The sequence below is a fragment of the Chryseobacterium sp. C-71 genome, from assembly GCF_020911865.1.
Taxonomy (GTDB): Bacteria; Bacteroidota; Bacteroidia; order Flavobacteriales; family Weeksellaceae; genus Chryseobacterium.
The window spans coordinates 3,506,442-3,530,194 of the sequence record NZ_CP087131.1; the positions used below are offsets into that span (position 1 = coordinate 3,506,442).

27 protein-coding genes are annotated in these 23,753 nt (G+C 34.3%); 16 read left to right on the forward strand and 11 right to left on the reverse strand.

Annotation, left to right across the window (positions count from 1 at the left end; all coding sequences use genetic code 11):
• Positions 1-23: 23 nt before the first annotated feature.
• Positions 24-845: a hypothetical protein gene (locus tag LNP04_RS16230; RefSeq protein ID WP_229986338.1), complete on the forward strand. Its 822-nt coding sequence runs from the start codon at positions 24-26 to the stop codon at positions 843-845.
• The gene (locus LNP04_RS16235) at positions 727-1,341 is read left to right on the forward strand and encodes a uracil-DNA glycosylase (RefSeq protein WP_229986315.1); all 615 of its coding nucleotides are present in this window, start codon (positions 727-729) and stop codon (positions 1,339-1,341) included. The genes LNP04_RS16230 and LNP04_RS16235 overlap by 119 nt, the downstream gene beginning before the upstream one ends.
• Here the strand turns inward: LNP04_RS16235 and LNP04_RS16240 are convergent.
• From LNP04_RS16240 to LNP04_RS16260, 5 genes are all read right to left on the reverse strand, one after another.
• Positions 1,328-1,819, reverse strand: coding sequence for a hypothetical protein (locus LNP04_RS16240; RefSeq protein WP_229983942.1), 492 nt, complete (start codon positions 1,817-1,819; stop codon positions 1,328-1,330). The genes LNP04_RS16235 and LNP04_RS16240 overlap by 14 nt on opposite strands.
• A gap of 6 nt (positions 1,820-1,825) precedes the next feature.
• Positions 1,826-2,320, reverse strand: coding sequence for a DUF456 domain-containing protein (locus LNP04_RS16245; RefSeq protein WP_229983943.1), 495 nt, complete (start codon positions 2,318-2,320; stop codon positions 1,826-1,828).
• Positions 2,321-2,393: 73 nt separating this feature from the next.
• Positions 2,394-2,933: a hypothetical protein gene (locus tag LNP04_RS16250; protein ID WP_229983944.1), complete on the reverse strand. Its 540-nt coding sequence runs from the start codon at positions 2,931-2,933 to the stop codon at positions 2,394-2,396.
• 138 nt (positions 2,934-3,071) lie between these two features.
• Entirely contained in the window at positions 3,072-3,467 is a 396-nt protein-coding gene (locus LNP04_RS16255) for a carboxypeptidase-like regulatory domain-containing protein (protein WP_229983945.1), read from the reverse strand.
• A gap of 97 nt (positions 3,468-3,564) precedes the next feature.
• Positions 3,565-4,329: an IS5 family transposase gene (locus LNP04_RS16260; RefSeq protein WP_229983946.1), complete on the reverse strand. Its 765-nt coding sequence runs from the start codon at positions 4,327-4,329 to the stop codon at positions 3,565-3,567.
• 313 nt (positions 4,330-4,642) lie between these two features.
• Here LNP04_RS16260 and LNP04_RS16265 point away from each other — a divergent pair, with 313 nt between their 5' ends.
• The 7 genes from LNP04_RS16265 to LNP04_RS16295 all read left to right on the forward strand — a co-directional run bounded on the left by LNP04_RS16265 (position 4,643) and on the right by LNP04_RS16295 (position 12,671).
• The gene (locus tag LNP04_RS16265) at positions 4,643-5,905 is read left to right on the forward strand and encodes a mechanosensitive ion channel family protein (protein WP_229983947.1); all 1,263 of its coding nucleotides are present in this window, start codon (positions 4,643-4,645) and stop codon (positions 5,903-5,905) included.
• Between the two features lie 75 nt (positions 5,906-5,980).
• On the forward strand, positions 5,981-6,901 hold the full coding sequence (locus LNP04_RS16270; protein WP_229983948.1) for a hypothetical protein: 921 nt from the start codon (positions 5,981-5,983) through the stop codon (positions 6,899-6,901).
• Positions 6,898-7,617 carry a pyridoxine 5'-phosphate synthase gene (locus LNP04_RS16275; protein WP_229983949.1) on the forward strand — a complete coding sequence of 240 codons (720 nt, stop codon included), beginning with the start codon at positions 6,898-6,900 and terminating at the stop codon, positions 7,615-7,617. The genes LNP04_RS16270 and LNP04_RS16275 overlap by 4 nt, the downstream gene beginning before the upstream one ends.
• A gap of 100 nt (positions 7,618-7,717) precedes the next feature.
• The gene (locus LNP04_RS16280) at positions 7,718-8,506 is read left to right on the forward strand and encodes an alpha/beta fold hydrolase (protein ID WP_229983950.1); all 789 of its coding nucleotides are present in this window, start codon (positions 7,718-7,720) and stop codon (positions 8,504-8,506) included.
• A 225-nt stretch (positions 8,507-8,731) separates the two neighbouring features.
• The gene (locus LNP04_RS16285; RefSeq protein WP_229983951.1) at positions 8,732-9,748 is read left to right on the forward strand and encodes an NAD-dependent epimerase/dehydratase family protein; all 1,017 of its coding nucleotides are present in this window, start codon (positions 8,732-8,734) and stop codon (positions 9,746-9,748) included.
• On the forward strand, positions 9,748-11,508 hold the full coding sequence (locus LNP04_RS16290; RefSeq protein ID WP_229983952.1) for a long-chain fatty acid--CoA ligase: 1,761 nt from the start codon (positions 9,748-9,750) through the stop codon (positions 11,506-11,508). The genes LNP04_RS16285 and LNP04_RS16290 overlap by 1 nt, the downstream gene beginning before the upstream one ends.
• Before the next feature lie 104 nt (positions 11,509-11,612).
• A complete protein-coding gene (locus LNP04_RS16295) occupies positions 11,613-12,671 on the forward strand; it encodes a diphosphomevalonate/mevalonate 3,5-bisphosphate decarboxylase family protein (RefSeq protein WP_229983953.1) in 1,059 nt (352 codons plus the stop codon).
• Between the two features lie 151 nt (positions 12,672-12,822).
• On the opposite strand, the gene LNP04_RS16300 is transcribed toward LNP04_RS16295, so the two are convergent.
• Positions 12,823-13,905: an endonuclease/exonuclease/phosphatase family protein gene (locus LNP04_RS16300; protein WP_229983954.1), complete on the reverse strand. Its 1,083-nt coding sequence runs from the start codon at positions 13,903-13,905 to the stop codon at positions 12,823-12,825.
• A gap of 273 nt (positions 13,906-14,178) precedes the next feature.
• Here LNP04_RS16300 and LNP04_RS16305 point away from each other — a divergent pair, with 273 nt between their 5' ends.
• The 5 genes from LNP04_RS16305 (at position 14,179) to LNP04_RS16325 (ending at position 17,505) form a co-directional block, all read left to right on the forward strand.
• Entirely contained in the window at positions 14,179-14,745 is a 567-nt protein-coding gene (locus tag LNP04_RS16305; RefSeq protein ID WP_229983955.1) for a Crp/Fnr family transcriptional regulator, read from the forward strand.
• Between the two features lie 58 nt (positions 14,746-14,803).
• Positions 14,804-15,832 (forward strand): saccharopine dehydrogenase, encoded by a 1,029-nt coding sequence (locus LNP04_RS16310; RefSeq protein ID WP_229983956.1) that lies wholly within the window; start codon positions 14,804-14,806, stop codon positions 15,830-15,832.
• Positions 15,829-16,407 carry an NAD(P)H-dependent oxidoreductase gene (locus LNP04_RS16315; protein WP_229983957.1) on the forward strand — a complete coding sequence of 193 codons (579 nt, stop codon included), beginning with the start codon at positions 15,829-15,831 and terminating at the stop codon, positions 16,405-16,407. Before LNP04_RS16310 ends, LNP04_RS16315 begins: the two co-directional genes overlap by 4 nt.
• Before the next feature lie 274 nt (positions 16,408-16,681).
• Positions 16,682-17,119, forward strand: a complete 438-nt coding sequence (locus LNP04_RS16320; protein ID WP_229983958.1) for a nuclear transport factor 2 family protein — start codon at positions 16,682-16,684, stop codon at positions 17,117-17,119.
• Between the two features lie 8 nt (positions 17,120-17,127).
• Positions 17,128-17,505 (forward strand): VOC family protein, encoded by a 378-nt coding sequence (locus tag LNP04_RS16325; RefSeq protein ID WP_229983959.1) that lies wholly within the window; start codon positions 17,128-17,130, stop codon positions 17,503-17,505.
• 35 nt (positions 17,506-17,540) lie between these two features.
• Here the strand turns inward: LNP04_RS16325 and LNP04_RS16330 are convergent, their stop codons facing one another.
• Together LNP04_RS16330 and LNP04_RS16335 are read right to left on the reverse strand one after the other, a co-directional pair.
• A complete protein-coding gene (locus LNP04_RS16330) occupies positions 17,541-17,924 on the reverse strand; it encodes a DUF1634 domain-containing protein (protein ID WP_229983960.1) in 384 nt (127 codons plus the stop codon).
• The gene (locus LNP04_RS16335) at positions 17,921-18,751 is read right to left on the reverse strand and encodes a sulfite exporter TauE/SafE family protein (RefSeq protein ID WP_229983961.1); all 831 of its coding nucleotides are present in this window, start codon (positions 18,749-18,751) and stop codon (positions 17,921-17,923) included. Before LNP04_RS16335 ends, LNP04_RS16330 begins: the two co-directional genes overlap by 4 nt.
• An 87-nt stretch (positions 18,752-18,838) precedes the next feature.
• Here LNP04_RS16335 and LNP04_RS16340 point away from each other — a divergent pair, with 87 nt between their 5' ends.
• On the forward strand, positions 18,839-19,390 hold the full coding sequence (locus LNP04_RS16340) for a DUF1543 domain-containing protein (protein WP_229983962.1): 552 nt from the start codon (positions 18,839-18,841) through the stop codon (positions 19,388-19,390).
• A gap of 31 nt (positions 19,391-19,421) precedes the next feature.
• A complete protein-coding gene (locus tag LNP04_RS16345; protein WP_229983963.1) occupies positions 19,422-20,531 on the forward strand; it encodes a 5-(carboxyamino)imidazole ribonucleotide synthase in 1,110 nt (369 codons plus the stop codon).
• 46 nt (positions 20,532-20,577) lie between these two features.
• On the opposite strand, the gene LNP04_RS16350 is transcribed toward LNP04_RS16345, so the two are convergent.
• The 3 genes from LNP04_RS16350 to LNP04_RS16360 are packed head-to-tail and all read right to left on the reverse strand — an operon-like array spanning position 20,578 to position 23,686.
• Positions 20,578-20,937, reverse strand: a complete 360-nt coding sequence (locus tag LNP04_RS16350; RefSeq protein ID WP_229983964.1) for a hypothetical protein — start codon at positions 20,935-20,937, stop codon at positions 20,578-20,580.
• A gap of 51 nt (positions 20,938-20,988) precedes the next feature.
• On the reverse strand, positions 20,989-23,109 hold the full coding sequence (locus LNP04_RS16355) for a cation:proton antiporter (RefSeq protein ID WP_229983965.1): 2,121 nt from the start codon (positions 23,107-23,109) through the stop codon (positions 20,989-20,991).
• A gap of 7 nt (positions 23,110-23,116) precedes the next feature.
• On the reverse strand, positions 23,117-23,686 hold the full coding sequence (locus tag LNP04_RS16360; protein ID WP_229983966.1) for a hypothetical protein: 570 nt from the start codon (positions 23,684-23,686) through the stop codon (positions 23,117-23,119).
• Positions 23,687-23,753 lie beyond the last annotated feature (67 nt).

The window sequence follows — 23,753 nt, forward strand, 5'->3', positions numbered from 1 at the left end:
TTGAAAATTTCAAGCAGATTTAAATGTTGAAAAATATTGCTATAGTTTTAATATGTCTTTTAATTCTTTTTTTCTCAGTACAAGATTTTGGGTATATGTTCATTTCTTTACCGATTTTCGTTTTAATGTCATATAATTTGTCCGAATTAATTCTGCTATTTAGTAATAAGAAAATAGGGAAGAAGCCAGTTAAAAATTTTGAGTTGATATTTTTAATACCTCTTTTTATTATTTTAATATTTGGCAGGTATTTTGAAAATACGATTGGTGGGTATGAGTTATTTTGGAAATCTGCTTTTGCAAGTCTTATTTTTAGCAGTTCTACAATATATGTACTATCATTTTATTATAATTTTAATAATAAAAAAACAAAAAGAAATAATGTTCTGAGTCTTAGCATCTTTTTTATACTTTTAATACCTTCATTAAGTGTTTTCATTAATTATAGGTTCCCAATTTCTGCTGATAAAAAAGATAGGATTGAAATAAATAAAAAGTACATTAATAATGGCTCAAAAGGCGGTAAATCTTATGAAATATTTATCAAAACTAAATTTGATAAGAATGAAAGATTAAGTATTGATGAAGAATTTTATGAAAGTATTTCAAATAATCAGCTTATTGAATTAACTTTAGCTAAAGGTATTTTAGGATATGACTATGTTGACGATATAAAAGCAATTAATAAATATTTAATCCATGACCTGGACCGAAATTCTAGCCCCAATAAAAAGCACACCTTACTTTACCAATCTTTGGGAAAAAGTAAAACAGGAATATGCAACCACAAAAGTTTTTCCGCCAAAAAATCAGATTTTCAGAGCTTTGGAAATTACGCCTTTTGATGATATTGAGGTGGTTATTATCGGGCAAGATCCTTATCATAATGATTTTCAGGCAAATGGATTGTGTTTTTCGGTTTCTGAACAAGTTACTGCCCCGCCGTCTCTTAAAAATATTTTTATCGAATTAAAAAGCGACCTCGGAATAGAAAGAACTTCAAAAGAGCTCGATGATTGGGGAAAACAAGGTGTTCTCATGTTGAATGCAACGTTAACCGTTCGTGCGCATTCACCAAATTCTCACAAAGATTTAGGTTGGGAAACGTTCACCAATTATATCATCAAAGAAATTTCAGATAAGAAAGAAAATGTGGTTTTCGTTTTGTGGGGAGCTTTTGCACAAAAAAAAGCCGAACTCATTGATCCGGCTAAGCATTTTATTTTAAAATCGGCGCATCCGTCACCTTTTTCTGTGTACAAGGGTTTTTTTGGAAGCAAGCCTTTCTCAAAAATTAATGAATATTTAGTTTCAAAAGGTAAGAAACCTATCGATTGGTAGAAGAGTTTCCGCCTTCTTTATTGATGATAATTCCGATTCTGTATTTTCCACCCAAAGTTTTTGCTCCGGCTTCAGCTGTCGGAGCAGGATTTACTTCCACCAATGAAATATTATATCTGTTAAAAACAGTCGATTGATGATAGTTTCTTCCCGCGTTTTCTGTAGTTGCTAAAGGAATCGTAACAGGTCTTGTGTAAGTTCCCATAAATTCTATATTTGCGACGGCTGCTCCCTGCCAGACACAAGTCACGCCTTCCGGACAGCGGCTGTCTTCAGAAATATTTTTAAAGGTAACATTCATTTGGTATTCACTCAGAAATTTATTTTCTCCTTCATTTAAATAAATGACTTTTCCTTCAATCTTCTGGCTTTTAGATTCTTTCATCGTCACTTTTTCAGGATTTTTTGTGTCTTTTTTTGCATTGCAGTTTGCTAAAAATAAGAAAGCAAAACTTGATAGTATAATTTTGTAAAACATAATTTTTTAAATTAAATCAGTTGTCATATCCAAAACTACAACAAATAACATTGCCAAACCGACCACCATGCTAAAGCCGGTTCCGTAGATGAAACCAATGAAAGCACCTTTTGTAGATTGTAAAGCTTTGTTCATGTCTTTGCTGTCATGTAGTAATTCTCCGATAAAAACTCCCGCAAACATTCCTACTAAAAATCCTAAAGGTATCGGGATGAAAATTCCGACAATTGTTCCGATGATCGAGCCTACACTTCCCCAGCGCGTTCCGCCGTATTTTCTATTTGTTTTTGCAGGAATTACATAATTTAAAACTGCCGAAGCCAGCGTGAGAACCACAAATGCCCAAATGTAGATCATCGACATGTCAGAATCTGTTCCGTATTTATAAATTAATAATCCGGCAAGACTTAGAACAAGTCCCGGTAAAACAGGTAAAAAAGTTCCGAGTATTCCCAAAACAAGTAAAATAATACTGATAATTGAGATTAAAGCATGATCCATAAAATTAGTTTTTAATAAAAAAAGTGACTGCTTAAAGTCACTTTTTGTTTGTATCAATTTTCAAGCCGATTTTTTAGAGATTAAGAATGACATACTGTAAAATTACACCTGCATTTCCGATATTTCCTGTAGCATGATTATGAAAACTTGTGTAGTAAATATATCCACTGTTCGCAGAGCCAGAACAAGGTCCCACTGTTGCTCCTAAAGCTACTAAATAAGGAACTGCTACAGTAGGAACCGAAAGACTGATCTGGATGTTTCCGGGGAGAGTAATACATACGGTTGTGAATGCTGTATTTGGAGCATTTCCGATAGGTGTAGTTGGAATTCCTGTTGCAGCAAAATGATTTGTTCTGATCATTAAAGCCTCGTTTGCCGGAGTCTCCACCAAAACTTCCCAATAAGCAGGGTCATAGTTGATGATTCTCTGCCATGCCCCCAAATCAAAATCAATATTAAGGGTATTGAATCCTAAAGCTGTCGCTAATCCTGCATTGCTTACTGTTGCAGGAACGATACCTGAAGATCCTGTGTTTGTAGAGCACAATTTTGCATCCGGAACAAAGCCTCCTGCTGGTGCGCAACTGGTAGTGTTGTTGGTTCCTCCCACTAAATAGGCAACATCCCAATCTGATGCGTAGATACTGCCACCGTTCGCAACAAATGTAGCTAAGTTGGCATCAATTGCCGGAAAAAGTGATTGATTAACGGTGTGATTTCTGGATCCGCAATTCAGGAAAATAATATCTTACTGGGCAATGCTATTGATGTTGGCAAGATCAGTATTGGTAATTTCTGTAGCGGTGTATCCTAACGTCTGAATAATATCTTCTATTTTGTCATAAGAACCTTTTACGTAAGCAATTTTTGCAACCTGATTCAGTTTGGTCTGGCTTGCGTTCAGATTCACGGTTTCATTATTTTTCACAGTTGCAGAAATCTGTGTACGGAAATTACTACCATCACCAGTTTGAATGTGAATCGTGTGATCTCCCACCGGAGCTTCTAAAGTAAAATTTCCGTCTGCGTCAGAAGTGGTGTAGTAAATTTTGTATTTATCGTCAAAAGTGAAAACTGATGCACCTCCAATAGGTTTGCTTCCGTTTTGAGACATCACCTTCCCGGATAGTTTTCCGGTTTTCAATACAGTTTCTGTAATCTCAGCGGGAGTTTCAGATTCGGAGCGGCATGCTCCCAGAGATAATAGAATGATAAAAATGAAAAAAAAGTTAAGAGCCTGTTTAAATTTTATACAATAAATTTTTTATGGCAGATAATTTGACCATATTTTCTGAATTTTCCATTAGCAGTTCATAATTCCTGCACAATCTTCGGTCGTTATCAAACCAGGAAAAAGTCCGTTCAATAATCCATCTTTTAGAAATGGGTTTAAACTCCCATTTCTTTTCATCACTTCTCATGACCACATTGATCAAATAACCAAATTTATTTTTCACCTGTTCTGTGATTTCTCCTCTATAACCGCCGTCCGCAAGAATAATCTTCACCGGACTTAAGAAATACGCCAAAGTTCTCATGAGAAAATCTACAGCTTTACTGTCATGAATATTGGCTACAGTAACCATTATTGCTAATAAAAATCCGTTTTTGTCAACCACCACATGTCTTTTAATGCCTTTTACTTTTTTGTTCCCATCAAAACCATTTAATGAACGATTGTTTCCCCATCTTACACTTTGACTATCCATTATGCCTAGACTTGGTTCTCTATTTTGATTTAGTTTTAATCTGACTGTTTCTCGTAATTTCGAAAGAAGCAGATCAAAATCCTCTGCATTTGCCCATTTGCTGTAATAATAATAAACCAACTCCCATTTGGGAAAATCACCAGGCAACATCCGCCATTGACATCCGGTTTTCACTAAATACATAATGGCGTTCCAAATGATTCTTAAATCATATTTTCGTTTTCTATTATTGAGGTTCAAAGTCTTTTTTATAAATTGCCACTGATTGTCAGAAATGTTTGTAGAGTAGTGTTTCAATGTAGCTTAATTGATTAGTTACCAACAAGTTACGAAAAATAAAACACATAAACAACTGACAATCAATTTTTTATACGTTTATTTTATAAAGATAAACGCCATATAACTTTTTCTAATTTAATTTTTAAACAGGCTCTAAGTTTTCTCATAATAAATAGTTTTATGGTTTAGACTACTAAATTAATGAATTTATTGTTAAATGTGTTTTATTTTTAATTTTAATTTATTGAATTTGCAATAATTTTTCAAAATAATTATTAAAATCTGTTATGGTAAAGGTTTTGCTGATTCTAATTTTATTAAATTTGCGATAATGAAAGACGAGTTAAAAGATACAAAAGATTTTTTGCAGAACATAAGTGACCAAATACATTATTTTGTAAAAGATAATGTGTATTCAGACCTTGTTCTTACAGTTCAAATTTTACTTAAGTTTGTCTTTTTGGCTGGGCTTATTTATATGCTGGATTTTATTTTCAAGCTTATTGTTAATTTAATATTCAAAAAGTTTTTTGATAAAGAGAAATACCCGGTTTTTAAATCAATTTATCAATCAAGAATTACAAACTCTATTGCTCATTTAACCGCTTTGAGTTTTGCGGGTTCTGCTCTTTTTTCTGTGTTTTACAGACATCCTAAAAGTTTTAATTTGTTGGAAATTATTGTCAATCTGGCAATTATCTTTGTAATCGCAGGAATGTTGTTTAGAGTATTAAATACATTCAGGAATTATTTTGTAATAAAACAAGATTTTTATAAAATAATGGCTCTTAACGCTATTTCCGAATCAGTGAAGATTTTTGGTATTTTTATTCTGACGGTTATAGGAATTTGTACTGTATTTGGCATTAAAGGTGCTACTATTTTAGGAAGTTTGGGAGCAATCACCGCAGTTTTGGTTTTGGTTTTCAGAGATACAATTTTAGGTTTTGTCACAGGTCTTCACGTAGCAACATCACGTAGTCTGAAAGTAGGCGACTGGATCGGAATTCCAAAGTACAATATCGAAGGGAATATTTTGGAAATCAATTTGCTGACAACAAAAATCACGAATTTTGATAAAACGATCTCATCAATTCCTACTTACGATTTATTGACTACGGAAATCAAAAACCTTCAGGTAATGTCGGAATCTAACACGAGAAGAATCAAAAAATCTATATTTTTTAATATCAATTCATTTAAGTTTTTAAATAATGAAGAAATTGAAAAATTAAAAGACATTAATCTGATTGAGGATTATTTAAGTGAGAAAACATCTGAAATTAATTTAGAAAAAGAAAAAATAGAGCACCGGGATAAAATTATCAACGGAAGACAGTTGACGAATATCGGCGTTTTTAGATATTACGCTCAGAAATATCTTGAGAACGATCCTGAAATTGATAAAGAAAGCCCAATCATGGTTCGTCAGCTTGAAATTACAACACAAGGTCTTCCGATGGAGGTCTATTGTTTTGCAAACGATTCAAAATGGGAAAAATTTGAGCAGATTCAGGCAGATATTTTCGACCATCTTTTGGTTGCTTCCAAAGAGTTTGATCTGCAGATTATGCAGATTGGCTTGCCGAAATAAATTCTAAATTGACATTTGAAGTTGTTTTAAATAAATATGGTCACTCAGAATAAAGTTGAAATAGTAAACTGTATAATGCTTGTTTTATCAATCATTGCAGCTTGCTTTTTGCCGTTTGAGACTTTTTTATTTTCTTATGCTGTACTTGGGCCTTTGCATTATCTTACAGAATTGCAGTGGCTTAATAAGAAAGATTTCTTCGTTCCCAAAACAAAAACTTTGATGTTTGTCATTCTTTCTACCCTGATTACAGTACTTCTGTTTTTAAATTATTATATCTTTTTTATTCAGAAAACAGAAATTTTGGTAGGCGTGATTTTGTCGTCATTTTTTGCCCTTTGCTTCAGTTTTATTTTATTGGTAAATTCAAATCGAGCCAGGATATTTATAGTGGGATTTATTCTGCTTTTGGGGATTTTATATTTTGTAAAACCAATTCTAATCATCATATTAGGTTTGTTTTTACCGACAATTATACATGTCTATGTTTTTACTTTCTTTTTCATGATTGTAGGGTATCTGAAATTTCCAAACAGATTTGCACTGATGGGTATTTTAATGCTTATTTCAGTCCCATTACTTATTTATTTTTTTCCTTTAGAAAATTTGATTAAATCTAATTTTAGTTCACAAAAAATATATAATTCAACAGGTTTTAAAATAATAAATGATTGGCTGGCACTCATATTTGGTGACAATAAAGAAGTTAACACAGTAATAATCTTTAAAGCTCAGATTTTCATAGCCTTTGCTTATACTTATCATTATTTAAACTGGTTTTCTAAAACTTCAGTAATAGGATGGGCAAAAACTTTAGAGCTTAAAAAAATGATTCTTGTTTTAGGAATCTGGATTTTATCTATAGCTTTGTACCTTTATAATTATCAAACAGGATTGATGGTTTTGTTTATTCTAAGTATGATACACGTCCTCGCAGAATTTCCACTCAATGTTTTATCCATCAAAACTATATTTCAAAAACTTATTAGTAAATGACTAAACTAAGCGTAAACATTAATAAAATTGCAACCATCAGAAACGCAAGAGGCGGAGAAACACCAAGCGTAACAGAAGCTGCAATAAAAATTCAGGAATTTGGTGCCCACGGAATTACCATTCATCCACGACCAGACGAAAGACATATTACAAGAAAAGATGTCTATGATCTGAAACCTTTGATGACAATGGAGTTTAATATTGAAGGAAATCCGCACAGAGATTTTATTGATATGGTTTTGGAGGTAAAACCAGAACAAGTGACGTTGGTTCCGGATGCTGACGATGCTATCACTTCAAATGCAGGTTGGGATACCAAAAAACATTTCGATTTTTTAAAGGAAATCATTGCTGAATTTAAAAATGCAGGAATCAGAACTTCTGTTTTCCTTGACCCAACGCCTGAGCTGGTAGAATATGCTGCAAAAACCGGAGCAGACAGAATTGAATTATACACCGAAGCTTACGCTAAGGATTATTTTAAAAATAAAGAACAGGCAATCAAACCTTATTACGATACAGCAGTTGTTGCGAATGAATTTGGTTTGGGAATCAATGCGGGGCACGATTTAAGCTTAGAAAATTTAAAATACTTCTCAGACAATATCCCTAATTTATTGGAAGTTTCCATTGGTCATGCTTTAGTTTCTGAAGCGTTGTACATGGGAATGGAAAATACGGTTCAGGCGTATCTAAAGAGATTAGCAAAATGGTAATAAGCGGGAAGATGGAATGTAAAAAGCAGGAAGTTTAATTTTATAAAGTTTTTCACTTTCAGCTTCCATCATCCAACTTCCAGCCTTTAAAATTTTATATATGGAAATTTTACACTCAAAAATATTCGGCGAAAATCTTTCGTCAACACCGCTTTTAGTATTTCACGGTTTATTTGGAATGCTTGATAATTGGGGAAGCTTCGGGAAAGAATTAGGTGAATTTTTGCCGATTCATTTAATTGATTTGCGAAATCACGGAAGAAGCTTCCATTCTGAAGAAATGTCACATGATGATCTGGCAAACGACATTGCCAACTATATGAATCATTATGGAATTAAAAAAGCTCATGTTCTAGGGCATTCTTTAGGTGGAAAAGCTGTGATGCAGTTTGCATTGAATTATCCTGAAAAAGTTGAAAAATTAATCGTCGTAGATATTGCACCAAAAGCGTATCCGCCACATCATCAGGGGATTATAAAAGCTCTTGAAACTGTTGATTTCGAAACGGTGAAATCAAGGAATGAGGTGGAAGCAGTTCTCACTCAGTATATTCCTGAGAAGTCTACGATTCAGTTTTTAGCTAAAAACTTGTATTGGGAAGAAATAGGAGATACCAAAAAGCTTAACTGGAGGTTTAATCTGAAAACGCTTTCAGAAAAATACAATCAGTTTGTTTCAAATGCTATTAAATTCGGCGTTTTTGAAGGCGAAACATTATTTATTGCAGGTGAAAAGTCAAACTACATTTTACCGCAGGACGCATTCACAATCAAACAGCAATTTCCAAAAGCTCAGATTGTAACCGTTAAAAATGCGGCACATTGGGTGCAGGCAGATAATCCGGTGGAATTCAGTGAAGTGGTGAGAAATTTTTTAGGATTAAATTAAATTTAAATAAAATTAAAAGCTTTGTGTTCTTTCCTAAGTGAAATCAAGGATTCGACGAAGTCAAACGCCTTTGCGAACTTAAAAACAGTTAGTAGTTAAAAAAAACTCTTTGCGAACTTTGCGTTTATAATAAAAAATCAATTATACAAATTCTATCAAATAATCACTTAAAATTTGCAAATTTGCAGGAATTTGTAATTCACTAATCAAGCAGGAAATAAATTCATGGTTTTTGTAACAGGAGCGACAGGAATTTTAGGCAGAGTCATCGTTTTGGAACTTTTGAAAAGAGGTAAAACGGTTCGTGCTGCAAAAAGACCTGCAAGTGATATTGACGAAGTAAGACATTCTTACAAGTTTTATTCTGAAAATTCGGAAGATTTTTTTAATAAAATTGAATGGGTGAATGTTGATTTTGACGATATCCATTCATTACAAAATGCTCTGAACGGCGTTACAGAAGTTTATCATTGTGCTGCAAAAGTGAGTTTTCATCCGAAAGATGAGAAAGAAATGTATCATACCAACATAAAAGGTACAGAAAACCTTTTGTTTGCCTGCGAAGACTCAAGTGTTCAGAAATTTCTTCATGTAAGTTCGATTGCTGTTTTAGATGGTTTTAATGAAAAAGGAGAGTTGGATGAAGAATCAGATTTTAATCCTAAAATTGAACATTCTGCTTATGCAATTACAAAACATCTTTCAGAAATGGAAGTTTGGAGGGCTTCTGCGGAAGGTTTGAATACCATCATCATCAATCCCGGAATGATTATCGGAACCGGAAATTGGGGTAAAAGCAGTGGCGATATTTTCCCGACTTTTAAAAAAAATAGTTTTACATTTTCAGGAAACTCAGCATATGTTGATGTGCGTGATGTCGCAAAAATTGCAGTTGATTTGATGGAGAAAGATCAATTCGGAGAACGATTTATTATCATTTCCGAAAGTAAAAAATATGCAGAAATCGGAAACCAGATCAGACGAAAATTAGGTTTGAAAGATGCGAGCATTCTTTCAAAAGGAATTCTTAACACCGGAAGATGGCTCAATGCCTTTTTTGGATGGCTGATTCCGCAACTGAAAATGGCAACCAAAACCAACATTGACTCGGTAACTTCTTCAAGCGTTATTTCAAATCAAAAAGTGAAACAAGCTTTAAATTTTGAATTTATTCCGGTACAGGAAAGTGTAGATTTCCATCTCAATAATTATATTAATGACAAAAAGCTGAACAAATTATAATGAATCTTGCAGAGGCAATTATCAGTAAAAATGCTGAAAAACATCCGTATAAATCAGCTGTTGGTTTTAAAAAGAAAGAAGGATGGAAAGAATTGAGCTGGAAAAAATTCAGTGAAATTATTTATAAAACCGCAAACGCATTAAAAAGCAACGGGGTAGAAGAAAACGACAAGGTCGCCATCTACGCAGACAACTCTGCAGAATGGTTGATTTTTGATCTGGCAGCAATGTCAATCGGAGCGATTACGGTTCCCATTTATTCTACCAATAACGCCGAACAGGCAGAATATATCATCAAAGATTCTCAGGCAAAAATTATTTTGGTCGGAAATCAGGCGCAGTACGATGCGTCTTTTGAAATTGTTCAAAATGAAAACAGCCTTCAGACCATAATTGTTTCTAAAAAAGCAGTTTGGGTAAAAAAAGAAAACACTTTTTATCTTGAAGACTTTATTGCTAAATCTTCCCCAAAACTAGAGATTATCAAAAAGGAGTTTGATGATTTGGCAACGATTATTTATACCTCAGGAACTACCGGAACGCCAAAAGGTGTCATGCTGACCCACGGAAATTTCATTAAATCTTTTGATGCACATTTTGAGTTTTTTAAATTTAAAAATTTTGAAGAAGAGCTTTCATTAGCCTTTTTACCTTTGACTCACGTTTTCGAAAGATGTTGGAGTTTATTGTGTCTTTACGGTGGCGCAAGAGTATATTTTCTTGAAGACCCGAAAGATATTGCCCAGGCATTGGCCGAGGTAAAACCTACAATGATGTGCGCTGTACCAAGATTTTTCCAGAAAGTGTATGCAGGAGTTTTAGAAAAAGCGAAAGAAGGTTCGTCATTTAAATTAAAAATCTTTGATTGGGCTCTGGAAATTGGAAAACAAACCGCAGAATTAAAAAGAGGAGAGAAATCAGTTTCTTTTGGATTGATGCTAAAACATTCGGTTGCGAATGCTTTAGTTTTCAATAAAGTGAAACAAAAAATGGGTGGAAGACTTTGGTTTATGCCTTGCGGCGGTGCTTCTGTTTCGCCTGATGTAACCCAATTATTTGAAGCAATGGGGCTTCATGTCACTGTTGGTTATGGTCTTACCGAAACTACTGCGACTTTGACAGCGTTTCCATTTACTCATTTCGAGCATGGAAGTTGCGGTAAACCTTTACCTGGCGTTGAAATCAGAATTGGTGAAAATGACGAAATTCAGGCAAAAGGAAATGGCGTAATGAAAGGCTATTACCAAAAACCTGAAGAGACAGAAAAAGTTTTCACACAAGACGGTTGGTTCAAAACCGGTGATGCCGGAAAGTTTGATGATAACGGAAATCTCTTCATCACAGACCGAATCAAAGATTTAATGAAGACTTCTAACGGAAAATATATTGCGCCACAGCAGATTGAAAATATTCTGACGAATAATAATTACATCAGTCAGATTGTTTTGATTGCCGAAGGACGACAGTTTGTTTCAGCATTGATTGTTCCTAATTTTGAATTTTTAGAAGATTATGCGAAGAAAAATAATTTTTCGTTCAGTAATCGTGAAGAATTGGTGCAAAAGAAAGAAATAATCGATTTATATAAAGATAAAATAAAAGAATTGCAGCATGAACTTTCAGATTACGAAAAGGTGAAAAAGTTTACTTTAATGCCATCAGAATTTGAAATCAGCAGCGGAGAAATCACTCCGACGTTGAAAGTAAAAAGAGCCGTAGTTCTGAAAAAATATGCTGAGATTATTGAAAAAATGTATTAATTAAAACCAATTACCTCAAATAAATTAGCAGCAAGTTTGTCATTCCGTAGGAATCTCAGCAAAGCTTTAAGGTTAGATTAGGTTTACTTTTTTAAAACTAAATTATGACAACACAAGATTTCTTAGGGAAAGAAACTTTCAGTATACAATCTACAACAGTTTCAGAAAGTTGCCCGTCAAACATTGCCTTAATTAAATATTGGGGGAAATACAAAGATCAGATTCCTGCAAATCCCAGCATCAGCTATACTTTAAATCATTGTAAAACAAATACCACAATAGAATTTCTGGCTGATGAATTATTTTCAGTTCAGACTTTTTTGTCGGGAAATGAAGAAGTGAAATTTGCTGAGAAAATCGAAAAATATTTTAGAAATATTGAGAAATATCTTCCATGGATTTTAAAAGGAAAATACATCATCAAAACAGAAAATACATTTCCTCATAGTTCAGGAATTGCGAGTTCAGCTTCAGGTTTTGGAGCAATTGCAAAATGTTTAATGAAGTTAGATGAAGTGTTTTCAGGAAATAATTCTGAACAAGAATCTTTACAAAAAGCATCATTTCTTGCCAGATTAGGAAGTGGAAGTGCATGCAGAAGCCTTTACGACGGATTGGTTGTTTGGGGTGAAACTGATGTGGTTGATGGTAGTTCAGATTTGTTTGCCGTAAAATATTCTGACAATGAAATTCATCCAATATTCAAAGATTTTAATGATTGGGTTTTATTGATTCATGAAGGTGTAAAGAGCGTTTCCTCAACGGTTGGTCATGGTTTGATGAATACCAATCCTTATGCAGAAAGAAGGTTTCAGGAAGCAAGAGAAAATTTTGTTCCGATGAAAGAAATTCTGAAAAATGGTGACATGAATGCTTTCATTAAATTGGTTGAGCACGAAGCTTTAACGCTTCACGCAATGATGATGATAAGCGATCCTGCTTTTATTTTAATGAAGACAGGAACTTTAGAAGTTATCAATAAAATCTGGGATTTCAGGAGAGAAACAGAATTGCCATTATTCTTTACCTTGGATGCCGGGGCGAATGTTCATCTGTTATTTCCAAATGATGGCTCAGAAGAAAAAATAAAAACTTTCATTGAAGCTGAATTGCTGCAACACACTCAGAAAAATGGGGTGGTGAAGGATGTGATGAAGTTTTAATAAGAAGAATATCAATAGGAGCGGACTTTAGTCCGCTTTTTTTAATGTTTTGAAAATATGGCTTTAGCCAAACGTATCAAACCACCCCGTCAAAAATTCTATCTAATTTTGCCACCCCTCCAAAGGAGGGGATTAAAAAGGGTAAAATAAATCAATCCTCAGTCACCACCGCATCACGTTCTCCGTCCTCTTTTTTTCCTTCCTCAATAATTTCCTCAGCCTCAGCAATTTCTTCAGAATCTGCCTGTTCTACACGTTCTTCCTGGTCGTCATTATGATGGTCGATGAAGAATTCACAATATACAGGAAGATGATCTGAACCAAAATTTTCTAAGGTCTTTAATTCTTTAATGAAAATATCTTCACTGTGGAACATCAGATCAATTGGAAATCTCAATAAACGTGATTTTGCGTGAAAAGTTGATACAAAAGCATGACCCTCTCTTGGGTCAATCAAGTGACTTGTTTTTCTGAAAAGGATAGATGATTTTGACCACGCTACATTATTAAAATCTCCAACTACTATCACGGGCTTTGTGAAGTCTTTCACACGTTTTGCAACACTCAAAAGATCACCATCTCTTTCCTTTGAGGTTTCTTCTTCGGTCGGACTTGGAGGTGGCGGATGTACGCCAAAAAAGACAAATTCAAACCCGTCTTCAGTCTTCAAATGTGCTTCGATGCTTGGAATGTCATCAGCTACAAAATAATGAGTTTTTGCATCATCCACTTTAAGCTTAGAATAAAAATGCATTCCGTAGGTATTTTCAAGCGTTACTTTATGCTGGTAAGGATAGTCTTTTTCCAAAACCTGTAAAGCATTCTCCCAATCTCCGTTGCTTTCCATCGTTAAAAAGACATCAGGCTGATGTTTTTTTATAAGGTCAATAAATTTGTGATAATCTTTATTAAATTGGTAAACATTTGCAGAAATAAAATGATGCTTTTTAGATGAGTTTTCCGTTTGTTGATGCCTTTTTACTTTATAAAACTTAGTGTATTTAATCAACGTAAAGCCGTGATAAATAATCATGGCCAGTAACAAACCTTGAATGTACCAGAAATATTCGGTTTTTTCGATTATAAATCCCAAAGCGAAAGTAACAATGGTAAAATAAGTGATCTGAATTTTACCAAAATCGGGAAAGCGAAAAATCCAATGCGGATTTGGAATTTTTGGTAATACCGTTAAAATCAGTAATAAAGCACTTAAAACAAGGTAAGTTTCCCACATATTTCTTAAAATAAACCAATAAAAGTAAGATATTTTCAGGTAATTTCGTGCCAGTCTCAATTTAAAATTTCTTAACAAAGCTGAGTTGAATCATATACTACCCTTAGTGCATTATAAAATTAGAGATATTTTAGTCAACTTTTTTTATAATGCGCCACGAGTTTTCATATGAATTAAATTCTATTAATGGTGAGTAATATCATAATCATTTCAACTTAAAGGAGCAGATAAAGAATTATATTTGATTAATAATTTCTATAAAATCAGTGCATAATGATTCTTAGTTACATTCAAAGTTTTAAAATATTTTCAGACAAAGAAATTGAAGATTTTGCCCAGCTGATTGAGACCCGAAAACTGTTGAAAAATGAATATTTTGTACAGGAAAATGACAGCTGTAAAGAAATAGCCTTTGTTCAGAACGGAATATTCCGCACTTTTTATACAACTGCGGACGGTAAAGATATCACCTACTGTTTCAGATTTCCCAATGAGTTTGTGGCTTCCTATTCATCGTTTATTTCAGGAAAACCCAGCAAAGAAACTACACAGGCAATTGCAGATGCAGATATTTTTGTACTCAATAAAGATAAAGTGGAAGCTCTTTTCCGCGAAAACCCAAGATGGATTCTTTTTCTGAAAATAATAGCAGAACAGGAATATATGGAACTTGAAGAACGGTATTTTCAGCTTCAGAGAAATAATGCTTCGCAAAGATATGAGAAGCTTCTGAAAAATCAGCCGAGTTTCATTCAACAGATTCCGCTTCAGTATCTGGCTACATATCTGGGAATTACACAACGTCATTTAAGCCGTCTCAGAAAAGATATTTCTTTTTAGACATTTGTCCTGTGTCTGGAATGTGCGTTCCTGTAGTTTTGTGAAAAAATAAAACAGTATGGGTTCAAATATTTTAATTGTCGGAGGAAAAGGAATAGTTGGAAAAACGATACACAGGATTCTGCGTTCCAGAAATCAAGAATATAATATTTATATTGGCAGCCGTAAAAAAGGGATCACGGAATATGATATAATGATTGATGTCAATAAGCCTGAAACTTTCGAGGCTATTGTAAACAGAAATATCGATCTTATCATTCTTGCCGTCAATGATCAAGACGATCATATTCTCAGGTTTGCTATTGATAACAGTATTGACTACATTGATATTACAAAACCGACGCCTGATCTTGTGAAAGCTCTGGCTATAGCAAAAACGACTCAAAATATCAACAGCAGAATCGTATTCAGTTCAGGATGGATGGGAGGACTCGTCAGCGGACTTATGAATATTCTATCTCATAATCCCGAAAACATTCAAGAAGTAAAATTGTATGTATACTATTCTATAAAGGATCTTGCAGGAGAAAGTTCCGCTCATTTTATGGCTGAGAATGTGGCCAGACCATTTATCAGCTATCAGAGTAACCGACAGATATCTGTAAGACATTTTCTTAATTCTGAAGATTTTAAGTTTTCTTTCGGAATCGGAAAGCGACAGGCTTATAACTTTGATGTTCCGGATCTTTACATTTTAAATCAGATTGAAAAAATACCTACAGTCAATGTTAAAATGACCTATGATTCAAAATTCATCACCTGGCTTTTGGGAACATTTCAAAAATTAAGGATTTTCAGTATTTTATCATTAAAGGCACGTCGGGTCATTTTCGGTTCGAGTGGAAACGGTGACCAGTCTGTATTTGAAATTGTAATCAAAGATGATCAGAGAGAAAAAAAACTAAGTCTTCAAAGCAAAAAAGGACAGGCAGAACTCACAGCACTTGCTGCTGTTTTGCACGCTGAAATGCTACTTCATGGCGATTTTAAAAACAAAATATATTTTGCCCATCAGCTTCATGATCCGAAAAAACTTTATCAGTCATTGGCTGAATATGAAGGGATAACTATTGAAACAAAAATATGAAAAATATACTCATCATCAACGGCCATCCCAACCGGGAATCTTTCAATTTCGGCATTACGAATGCCTACAGGGAAGGTGCAGAAAAAGCGGGCGCAAAGGTTCAACAGATTGTTATTGCAGATCTTCAGTTTGATCCAAATTTAAAATATGGTTATCAGAAAAGAACAGATCTTGAACCTGACCTACTTGAAGCATGGGAAAAAATTCTTTGGGCAGACCACCTTGTATGGGTGCATCCTGTTTGGTGGGGCGGTTTTCCGGCTATAATGAAAGGATTTATTGACAGACTTTTTCTTCCCGGATTGGCTTTCAGATACCGTGAGAATTCTGTCTGGTGGGATAAACTGCTTGCAGGGAAAACGGCACATATTATCACGACAATGGATCAACCTGTATGGTATTACCGAATGTTTTTTGGTCGTCCGAGTATTAACCAGCTCAAGAAATCAATATTGGAATTTTGCGGAGTGAAGCCTGTAAAAGTAACCATTATCGGAATTATTAAAACTTCAGATGAAACACAACGCAGAAAGTGGATGGATAAAGTGAGAATATTAGGAATGAAACTGAAATAAATTGAATTGCTGTTTTATTTGTTGTATGGTTTCCAAATTTTTGTTTTCTGCGGTCGATTTGTAAAGACTTTTTTATAAATTGCCATTGATTGTTATTAATGTTGTAGAATAATTTTTCATTTAACTTAATTGATTTATTGCCAAAAAGTTATTTAAAAGAATAAGACAAAAAACTGACAATCAATTTATTATATTTGTTTTCTTTAATGGAAATATTCTGTACGAGTTTTTACCATTTAATTTTAAAAAAGGCTCTAAAATTTAAAACTGAATCATGAGAAAAGTTTTTATCGTTCTATTATTTTTAAGTTCGTTTTGTTTCGCCCAAAAAACTGAAAAAGATGCAGTAAAAGAAAGTGTAGAAAAACTTTTTAAAGGCATGAAAAATGCTGATACTACGATGATAAAATCTGTGTTCGCAGATGATGCAATTCTGCAAACTATTACAAAAAACAATACTGTAAAAACGGATAAAGTTCAAGATTTTGTAAATTCAATTTCTAAGCTATCGAATAATGATGCAGACGAGAAGATTAGATTTGAAGCCATTCACATTGATGGAAATCTGGCGAGTGTTTTTACACCTTATGAATTTTATTTCAAAGGAAAATTTTCACACTGTGGAGCCAATAGTTTTCAGCTCGTCAAACAAAATGATGTCTGGAAAATTCAATATTTAATCGATACACGAAGAACAAACTGTAATAAATAATTTTAAAAATGAAGATTCATCACATTGCCATTATCTGTTCAGATTACGAAGTTTCAAAAAAGTTTTATACCGAGATTTTAGGTTTAAATATTATCCGTGAAGTGTATCGTGAACAGAGACAGTCTTACAAGCTGGATTTAGCTATTGGAGAACATTATGTGATTGAATTATTTTCATTTCCCAATCCGCCACAACGACCTTCTAGACCTGAATCTTGCGGTTTAAGACATTTGGCTTTTTCTGTTGAAAACATAAACGCAAAAAGAGAAGAATTGATTGAAAAAGGATTAAATTGTGAAGAAATCCGAATTGATGAATTCACCGGAAAAGAATTTTTCTTTACCCAAGATCCAGATCAGCTTCCATTAGAATTTTATGAAAATTAAATTTAAGAAAATATTTTATCAATCACCAGTGATAATTAGTGAGCATAACCCGTAAAGAAACTTACGGCCATAATTGCTAAAACAATAGAAGAAATAATAACGTAAGTGTAATCTTTTTCTTTTAAATATCCGATTAAAGCGAATATAATTCTCATCAAAGGAGTGAAAATCAACATCAGAATTCCTAATTGAATGATGGCCATACCTTCTCCTTTACAAAGCGTTTCCCAGAAATGACTCCAGACTTTTTCGGAAGACGTTCCCATGTCGAGAAGCTTGTATTTTCGGGGCATTTTAAAACCTTCCGTGAAAAGTTTAACAAAACCTACCAGTGAAGTGATAACCGATAAAATAACGCCCAAACGAAGGAGATTTCCAACAGAACGGTTCAAGTCTACGTCAGTGAAATGCTTTCTCATGAGAAGTTGCTTCTAATTCCGTTATACATCATATACACTGAAAGAATCGTAATCACGATGGCAAAAAATGTCTTGAGTTTTTTCGTTTTTGAAACCATTAAAGTTTTAGATCCGATGAAACTTCCAACAACAACGCCTACCAAAACAGGAGCCACAATTACAGGAATAATTTCACCTCTCTGGAAATAAATCAGTGAACTTGCAACCGCAGTTACGCCAATCATAAAGTTGCTTGTCGTGGTAGAAACCTTAAACGGCAACCTCATCATGTTATCCATTGCCAAAACTTTCAAAGCGCCGGAACCAATTCCTAAAAGTCCGGACATTGCGCCTGCAAACATCATCATGAAAAATCCGGGAACGGTATTTCTTGCTGAATAACTTTTTAGAATTCCTTTATCGGGGAAAGTTCCGTATAATTTTAATTTATCTTCTAAAGACCCTTTAATCCGGGGTTCCTGATGATCTGGTTTTCCTTTAAGATTTAAAATAACGGTAAGCAAAAGTATACTTGCGAAGATAATTCCGATCGTATTAGGATTCAGCATTCCGGAAACCAAAGCGCCAACAATGGCACCTGAAGTTGTAGCAATCTCCAGAAACATCCCGATTCTCATATTGGTGAAGCCTTCTTTTACAAAAGCTACGGCAGCTCCGGAAGAAGTTCCGATTACCGAAATCAATGAAGCTCCGATTGCATAGTGCATCGGAACGCCAAAACCCAGCGTCAGTAAAGGGATAATGATAACTCCTCCTCCTAAACCGGTAAGTGAACCCAAAAGACCTGCTGAGATAGCGCCAAGAAAAAGAATAATGATCTCCGACATGCTACAAATATAAAACTATTGCGGTTTTCAGGCAAACATTAACTCAAGATTATTTTTTGCCGTATTTTTGCAAAAATAAAATTCAAGATGAAGTTATTTTATGTCATTCTGGGAGCAACTCCCAAAGGCAGAAATATTGAGCAGCATGATGTTTTTTTTGGCATCGCAGAAAATCTAAAAGATTTAGTTCCCGATATGAAAGATTTCTGGAAAGAAGCCGACGGGAAAATTCATATAGATTGCTATCAGGAAGTTAAGTTTGCCGATGGTTTTGAGGTGGAAATTGTCGAAAAAGGGCAGGCGTTTTCAGAAAATCAATTATATTTTATCAATTTAGGCGGATATAAAAAAGGTTATTTTGAAGAATTTCACGAGCAGCATTTAATGGTCGGAACTTCAATGGCTGAAATTGTAAAAAAGGCCAAGAAAACTGAGTTTTATAAGATGATGGGTTTTGAAGGAGCGGTAAGTCATATTGATGATAAGCATGGAGTTGACATTGATGATATTTTTAATGTAAATGATATCCTTCCGGAAAAAATGAAAGAAAAGTATTCGATTGTTTTAAATAAATCTGAGGAAGAAAATCAGGAAAATCTAATGGGATTGGGGTATTTGAAAATTGACAAGATTCAATAAATTTAAATCTAATAAAAAATTAAAATAAAAAATGAAAATAGGAATTTTAGGTGGCGGACAGCTCGGAAGAATGCTCATTCAGGAAGCACTGAAGTATGATGATGAATTTTACACTTTAGATCCGGCTTCAGATGCGCCTTGTCACAATATTTCATATTTTACACAAGGAAGTTTCAATGATTACGAGACGGTTTTAGATTTCGGAAAAGATAAAGATGTGGTTACGATTGAAATCGAACACGTCAACGCAGATGCTTTGGCAGAATTAGAAAACCAAGGGGTAAAAGTGGTTCCGAATGCTCAGATTATTAAGACCATTCAGCAAAAAATTCTCCAGAAGAAATTTTACAAAGAACACAATATTCCAAGTCCGGATTTTGAAATTATGGACGGAAGTTCAGACGAAATAAAGATCGCTTTCCCATTTGTACAGAAACTCAATACCGGCGGTTACGACGGAAAAGGTGTGCAGATTATCCGTTCTTCTGAAGATTTGAGAAATCTATGGACGGAAGATTCCATTTTGGAAAATCTGGTTGATATTGATAAAGAGCTTTCTGTGATTGTTGCCATCAACGAAAACGGAGAAACCAAAACTTTTCCTGTAACAGAAATGGTTGCCGATCCGAAATTAAACTTGCTTGATTTTAATATTTGTCCGGTTTTTTTAAGTGAAGAGGTTGAAAATCAGATTGATTCAATTACAGAGAAATTTTTGAAGGCTGTCAATTCTCCGGGATTGTTTGCCATTGAATTATTTTTAGATAAAGAAGGAAAAGTCTGGGTGAATGAAACGGCTCCGAGACTTCATAATTCAGGTCACCAAAGTCAGGAAGGGAACGCCAATTCTCAGTTTGAACAAATGTATCGAGTGGTGAAAAATTTACCTTTAGCAGATACTGACGCCATTATTTATAGCGGAATGCTGAATTTGGTCGGTGCAGAAGGATTTTCCGGGAAAGTAATTTATGAAGGAATGGAAGAGGTTTTAAAGCTTCCTGAAACATACATTCACCTTTACGGAAAGACGGAAACTAAGCCCGGCAGAAAAATGGGGCACATCAATGTTCTGGCAGATTCCAGAGAAGAGCTGATGGAGAAATTGGTAGAAGTGAAAGCGATGGTAAGAGTGATTGCTTAAGATTTTTAAAATATATTGAGAAAGACTGCCCAAAAGCAGTCTTTTCTTATTTTGATGCTATTTTAGGAAAATCAATGGTCCATTTTCTTTCCTGTGAATTCCATAGTAAATAAGGCCCGTCGAAGCCATCGATATAAACTAACTCATAATTTCCGTTTTGGTCTTTCGTATAAACTGGTTTTTCTACATTATCCTTTTGTAAACCTAATTTTTCTAATGTCTGCCAATCATTTACTTCAGGAAGTTTTCCATTGTTTTTTTTGTAATCGTCAATTTTCTCAATCAATTCAGTTCCAAATTTGATGTCAGATTTTCTGGTTATTTCAATCGGAAGATTCCAGTAAATTGTTATTGATAAAATAATGAGAATGATTATTGAGATGGAGATGATGAGTACTTTTTTCATGCTGTTTTTATAATTTGGTTTAAAAGGTTTTGTGAGAAATTTTCTTTAAAACTACTTAAAAATCTTCTTAATCACATTCCCGATTTCCATAAAATCATCATGATTTCCTACAGAGCGCCTTTCAATATTCTCCTGTTTAAATTCTGAATATGGAAAAATCAACAAATAATTATTATCGTGAAGTCTTCCGTTTAAAAGTTCAGGAATCATTCTCATTCTTGGAAGATAAGATTGCATTCCTCTTTTCGCCATAAAAATAATCAAACCTTCATCTTCTTTAATTTGAGCTGCGGTTTCCTCGCCATCTTTCCAAGTGTTCATTATGATAAATTCAGCTTCGATATTGGCTTTTTTAATAATTTTCTGTAAAATATTGAGGATGTTTTCAGGAGCATAAAATACAATCGTTGCACCCGAATTTCTTGCGATATTCCAAACACGAACGAGTGCATGGAAAAATCCTGCTTCCTTGTGTGCATTTTCAGGGATCATCACTGCGTATTTTTTAATGGTAGAAAGTGGTTGGGCAGCGTGATATACAAAAACGTTTACATCATCATTTTGCAAATAACCGTTGTACAGATTATGCGCAAAAGAAGTGGAAAAGCCTTTCTTATCTTCCAATCCGATAATCAGATCAGTGATTTTTTGTTCTTTGATCACATTGTTGACGCCGTTGATGACGTCATTGTCATATCTTTTTAAGGCCTGCAATTTTACGTCAGCCGAAGCTGCAGTATCAGTTGCCTGATGTAGAAGTTTTTCAGCATTTTTTACAGAAGATTCATTTTTATCTTCGTTAATGACATTTAAAGCAAAAAAATCTTCGGTGTTGGAATGGGCTTTAATTAAAATTCCCAAATTCACCATTCTTTCAACAGTGCTCTCATAATTTAAGGCTAACAGTATGTTTTCCTCTTCATGGTTGTTTCCGGTGACAGTGTCTTCGTTTTCTTTCGCTGCTATTTTCTGAGCGCTTGACATCGAAATGAATGATGATACAGTACAAGAAATTAAAATAAGCAGAATACTTCCATTCAGAACGTGCTCATTCAGTAATCTCACAGGTTCTCCGGTTTCACTTTCCGAAAGAATAATATTATACCCAACCATCACTGTAGCCAACGTTGCAGCCGCCGAAGCAGAGCTTAAACCGAAGACTAAAATACCTTCGTCTTTTGTAAAACGAAATGTTTTCTGACTAATAATTGCAGAAATGTACTTACCACCAATGGAAGCAACAAGCATGATACCTGCAACTTTTAAAGTTTCAAAGCTATTGAAAAACACTTTGAAATCTATCAGCATTCCAACACTGATAAGGAAAAACGGGATGAAAATTGCGTTTCCTACAAATTCTACTCTGTTCATTAGAGAAGATGTATGCGGAATCAATCTGTTTAAAGCCAAACCCGCAAAGAAAGCCCCAATAATTGCTTCAACTCCTGCTAATTCTGCCAAAAGAGCCGCAAGGTAAATCATTACCAGCACAAAAATATACTGTGAAATTTTGTCATCTACTTTTTTAAAAAACCATCTTCCAATCAAAGGGAAAACCACCAGAACGATTAAACCGAAAACCACAAATGATCCCGTCAGTTTTACCCAAAATGCTGTCCCTACATCGCCCTGTACCATACCAACGACAACTGCCAAAACCAGTAATGTTGCTACATCGGTAATCATTGTACCTCCCACAGTGATGTTTACCGCCCTGTTTTTTGCAATACCTAATTTGCTGATGAGAGGGTAGGTAATCAGTGTCTGTGATGAAAATAAGCTTGCAAAAAGTACAGAAGTCATCACTGAAAAATCAAGTAAATAGTATGAACCGATATATCCCAGAATAAAAGGAAAAATAAATGCGTAACCACCATATCCTAAGCTTTTCCACTTATTTTTTTTAAAATCTCCCATGTCGATTTCGAGTCCGGCGAGAAACATGATGTAAAGTAGTCCCGTAGTTCCGGTAACAACGATGCTGCTGTCTCTTGCCAAAACATTAAATCCGTTGGGACCAATGATGGCTCCGGCGATAATCAACCCTAACAGATGCGGAACTTTTATTTTATTCAAGAGAAGTGGTGCTGCCAAAATAATAATCAGAACCAGCAAAAATTTCAGAACAGGATCTTCAAAGGGAAGACTGAGATTGTGTAAGCTTAAAATCATAAATGTTTTATTTTGAAGGTCTTGTGAGTTCTACAGAAAACTTAGCAGTACACTTATTGTCTACCGTTATGCTTCGGATACCTTTCATTTTGGTTGGCGAAATCTCATTGATAATAACGCTCATTTCTACATTTTTACTTGCTGTAGAGTCGGTTTTATAATTTAGTTTAACTTCCTGATTTTCGTACGAACCAGAGTATATTCTCACCAGTTTATTATTATTCACAATTTTTGAAATCATTTGGGTAGAATCACTATCAAACTCCCACGTATCAATCCTTTGGTCACCTATTACGTAATCACTGCATGATGATTCTGTGCAGATCACTTTGCCCGTCCAAGATCCAAAGACCTCGTCTGGCCATTTTTTGAAGATTTGTATTGTATCTTTTTTATTAAAAATACTGTCCCTCATTTTGATAAGCGACTGATAATCTGCTTCTTTTTGTGCGAAAATTTTTTCTTTTTCTAAAAGTGAATTTTCTCGGTCAATAAGTTCTTGGTTTTTTTCTTTGTCAGAGCAGCCATCGAAAATTATAATTGGAAGTAGGAATATAAAAAGAGATTTTTTTGTCATAATGCACGAATTATTCTAAAAATATAGGCAAAAATTGTGACAAAGAAAAATTTAAAAATGGTTTTTG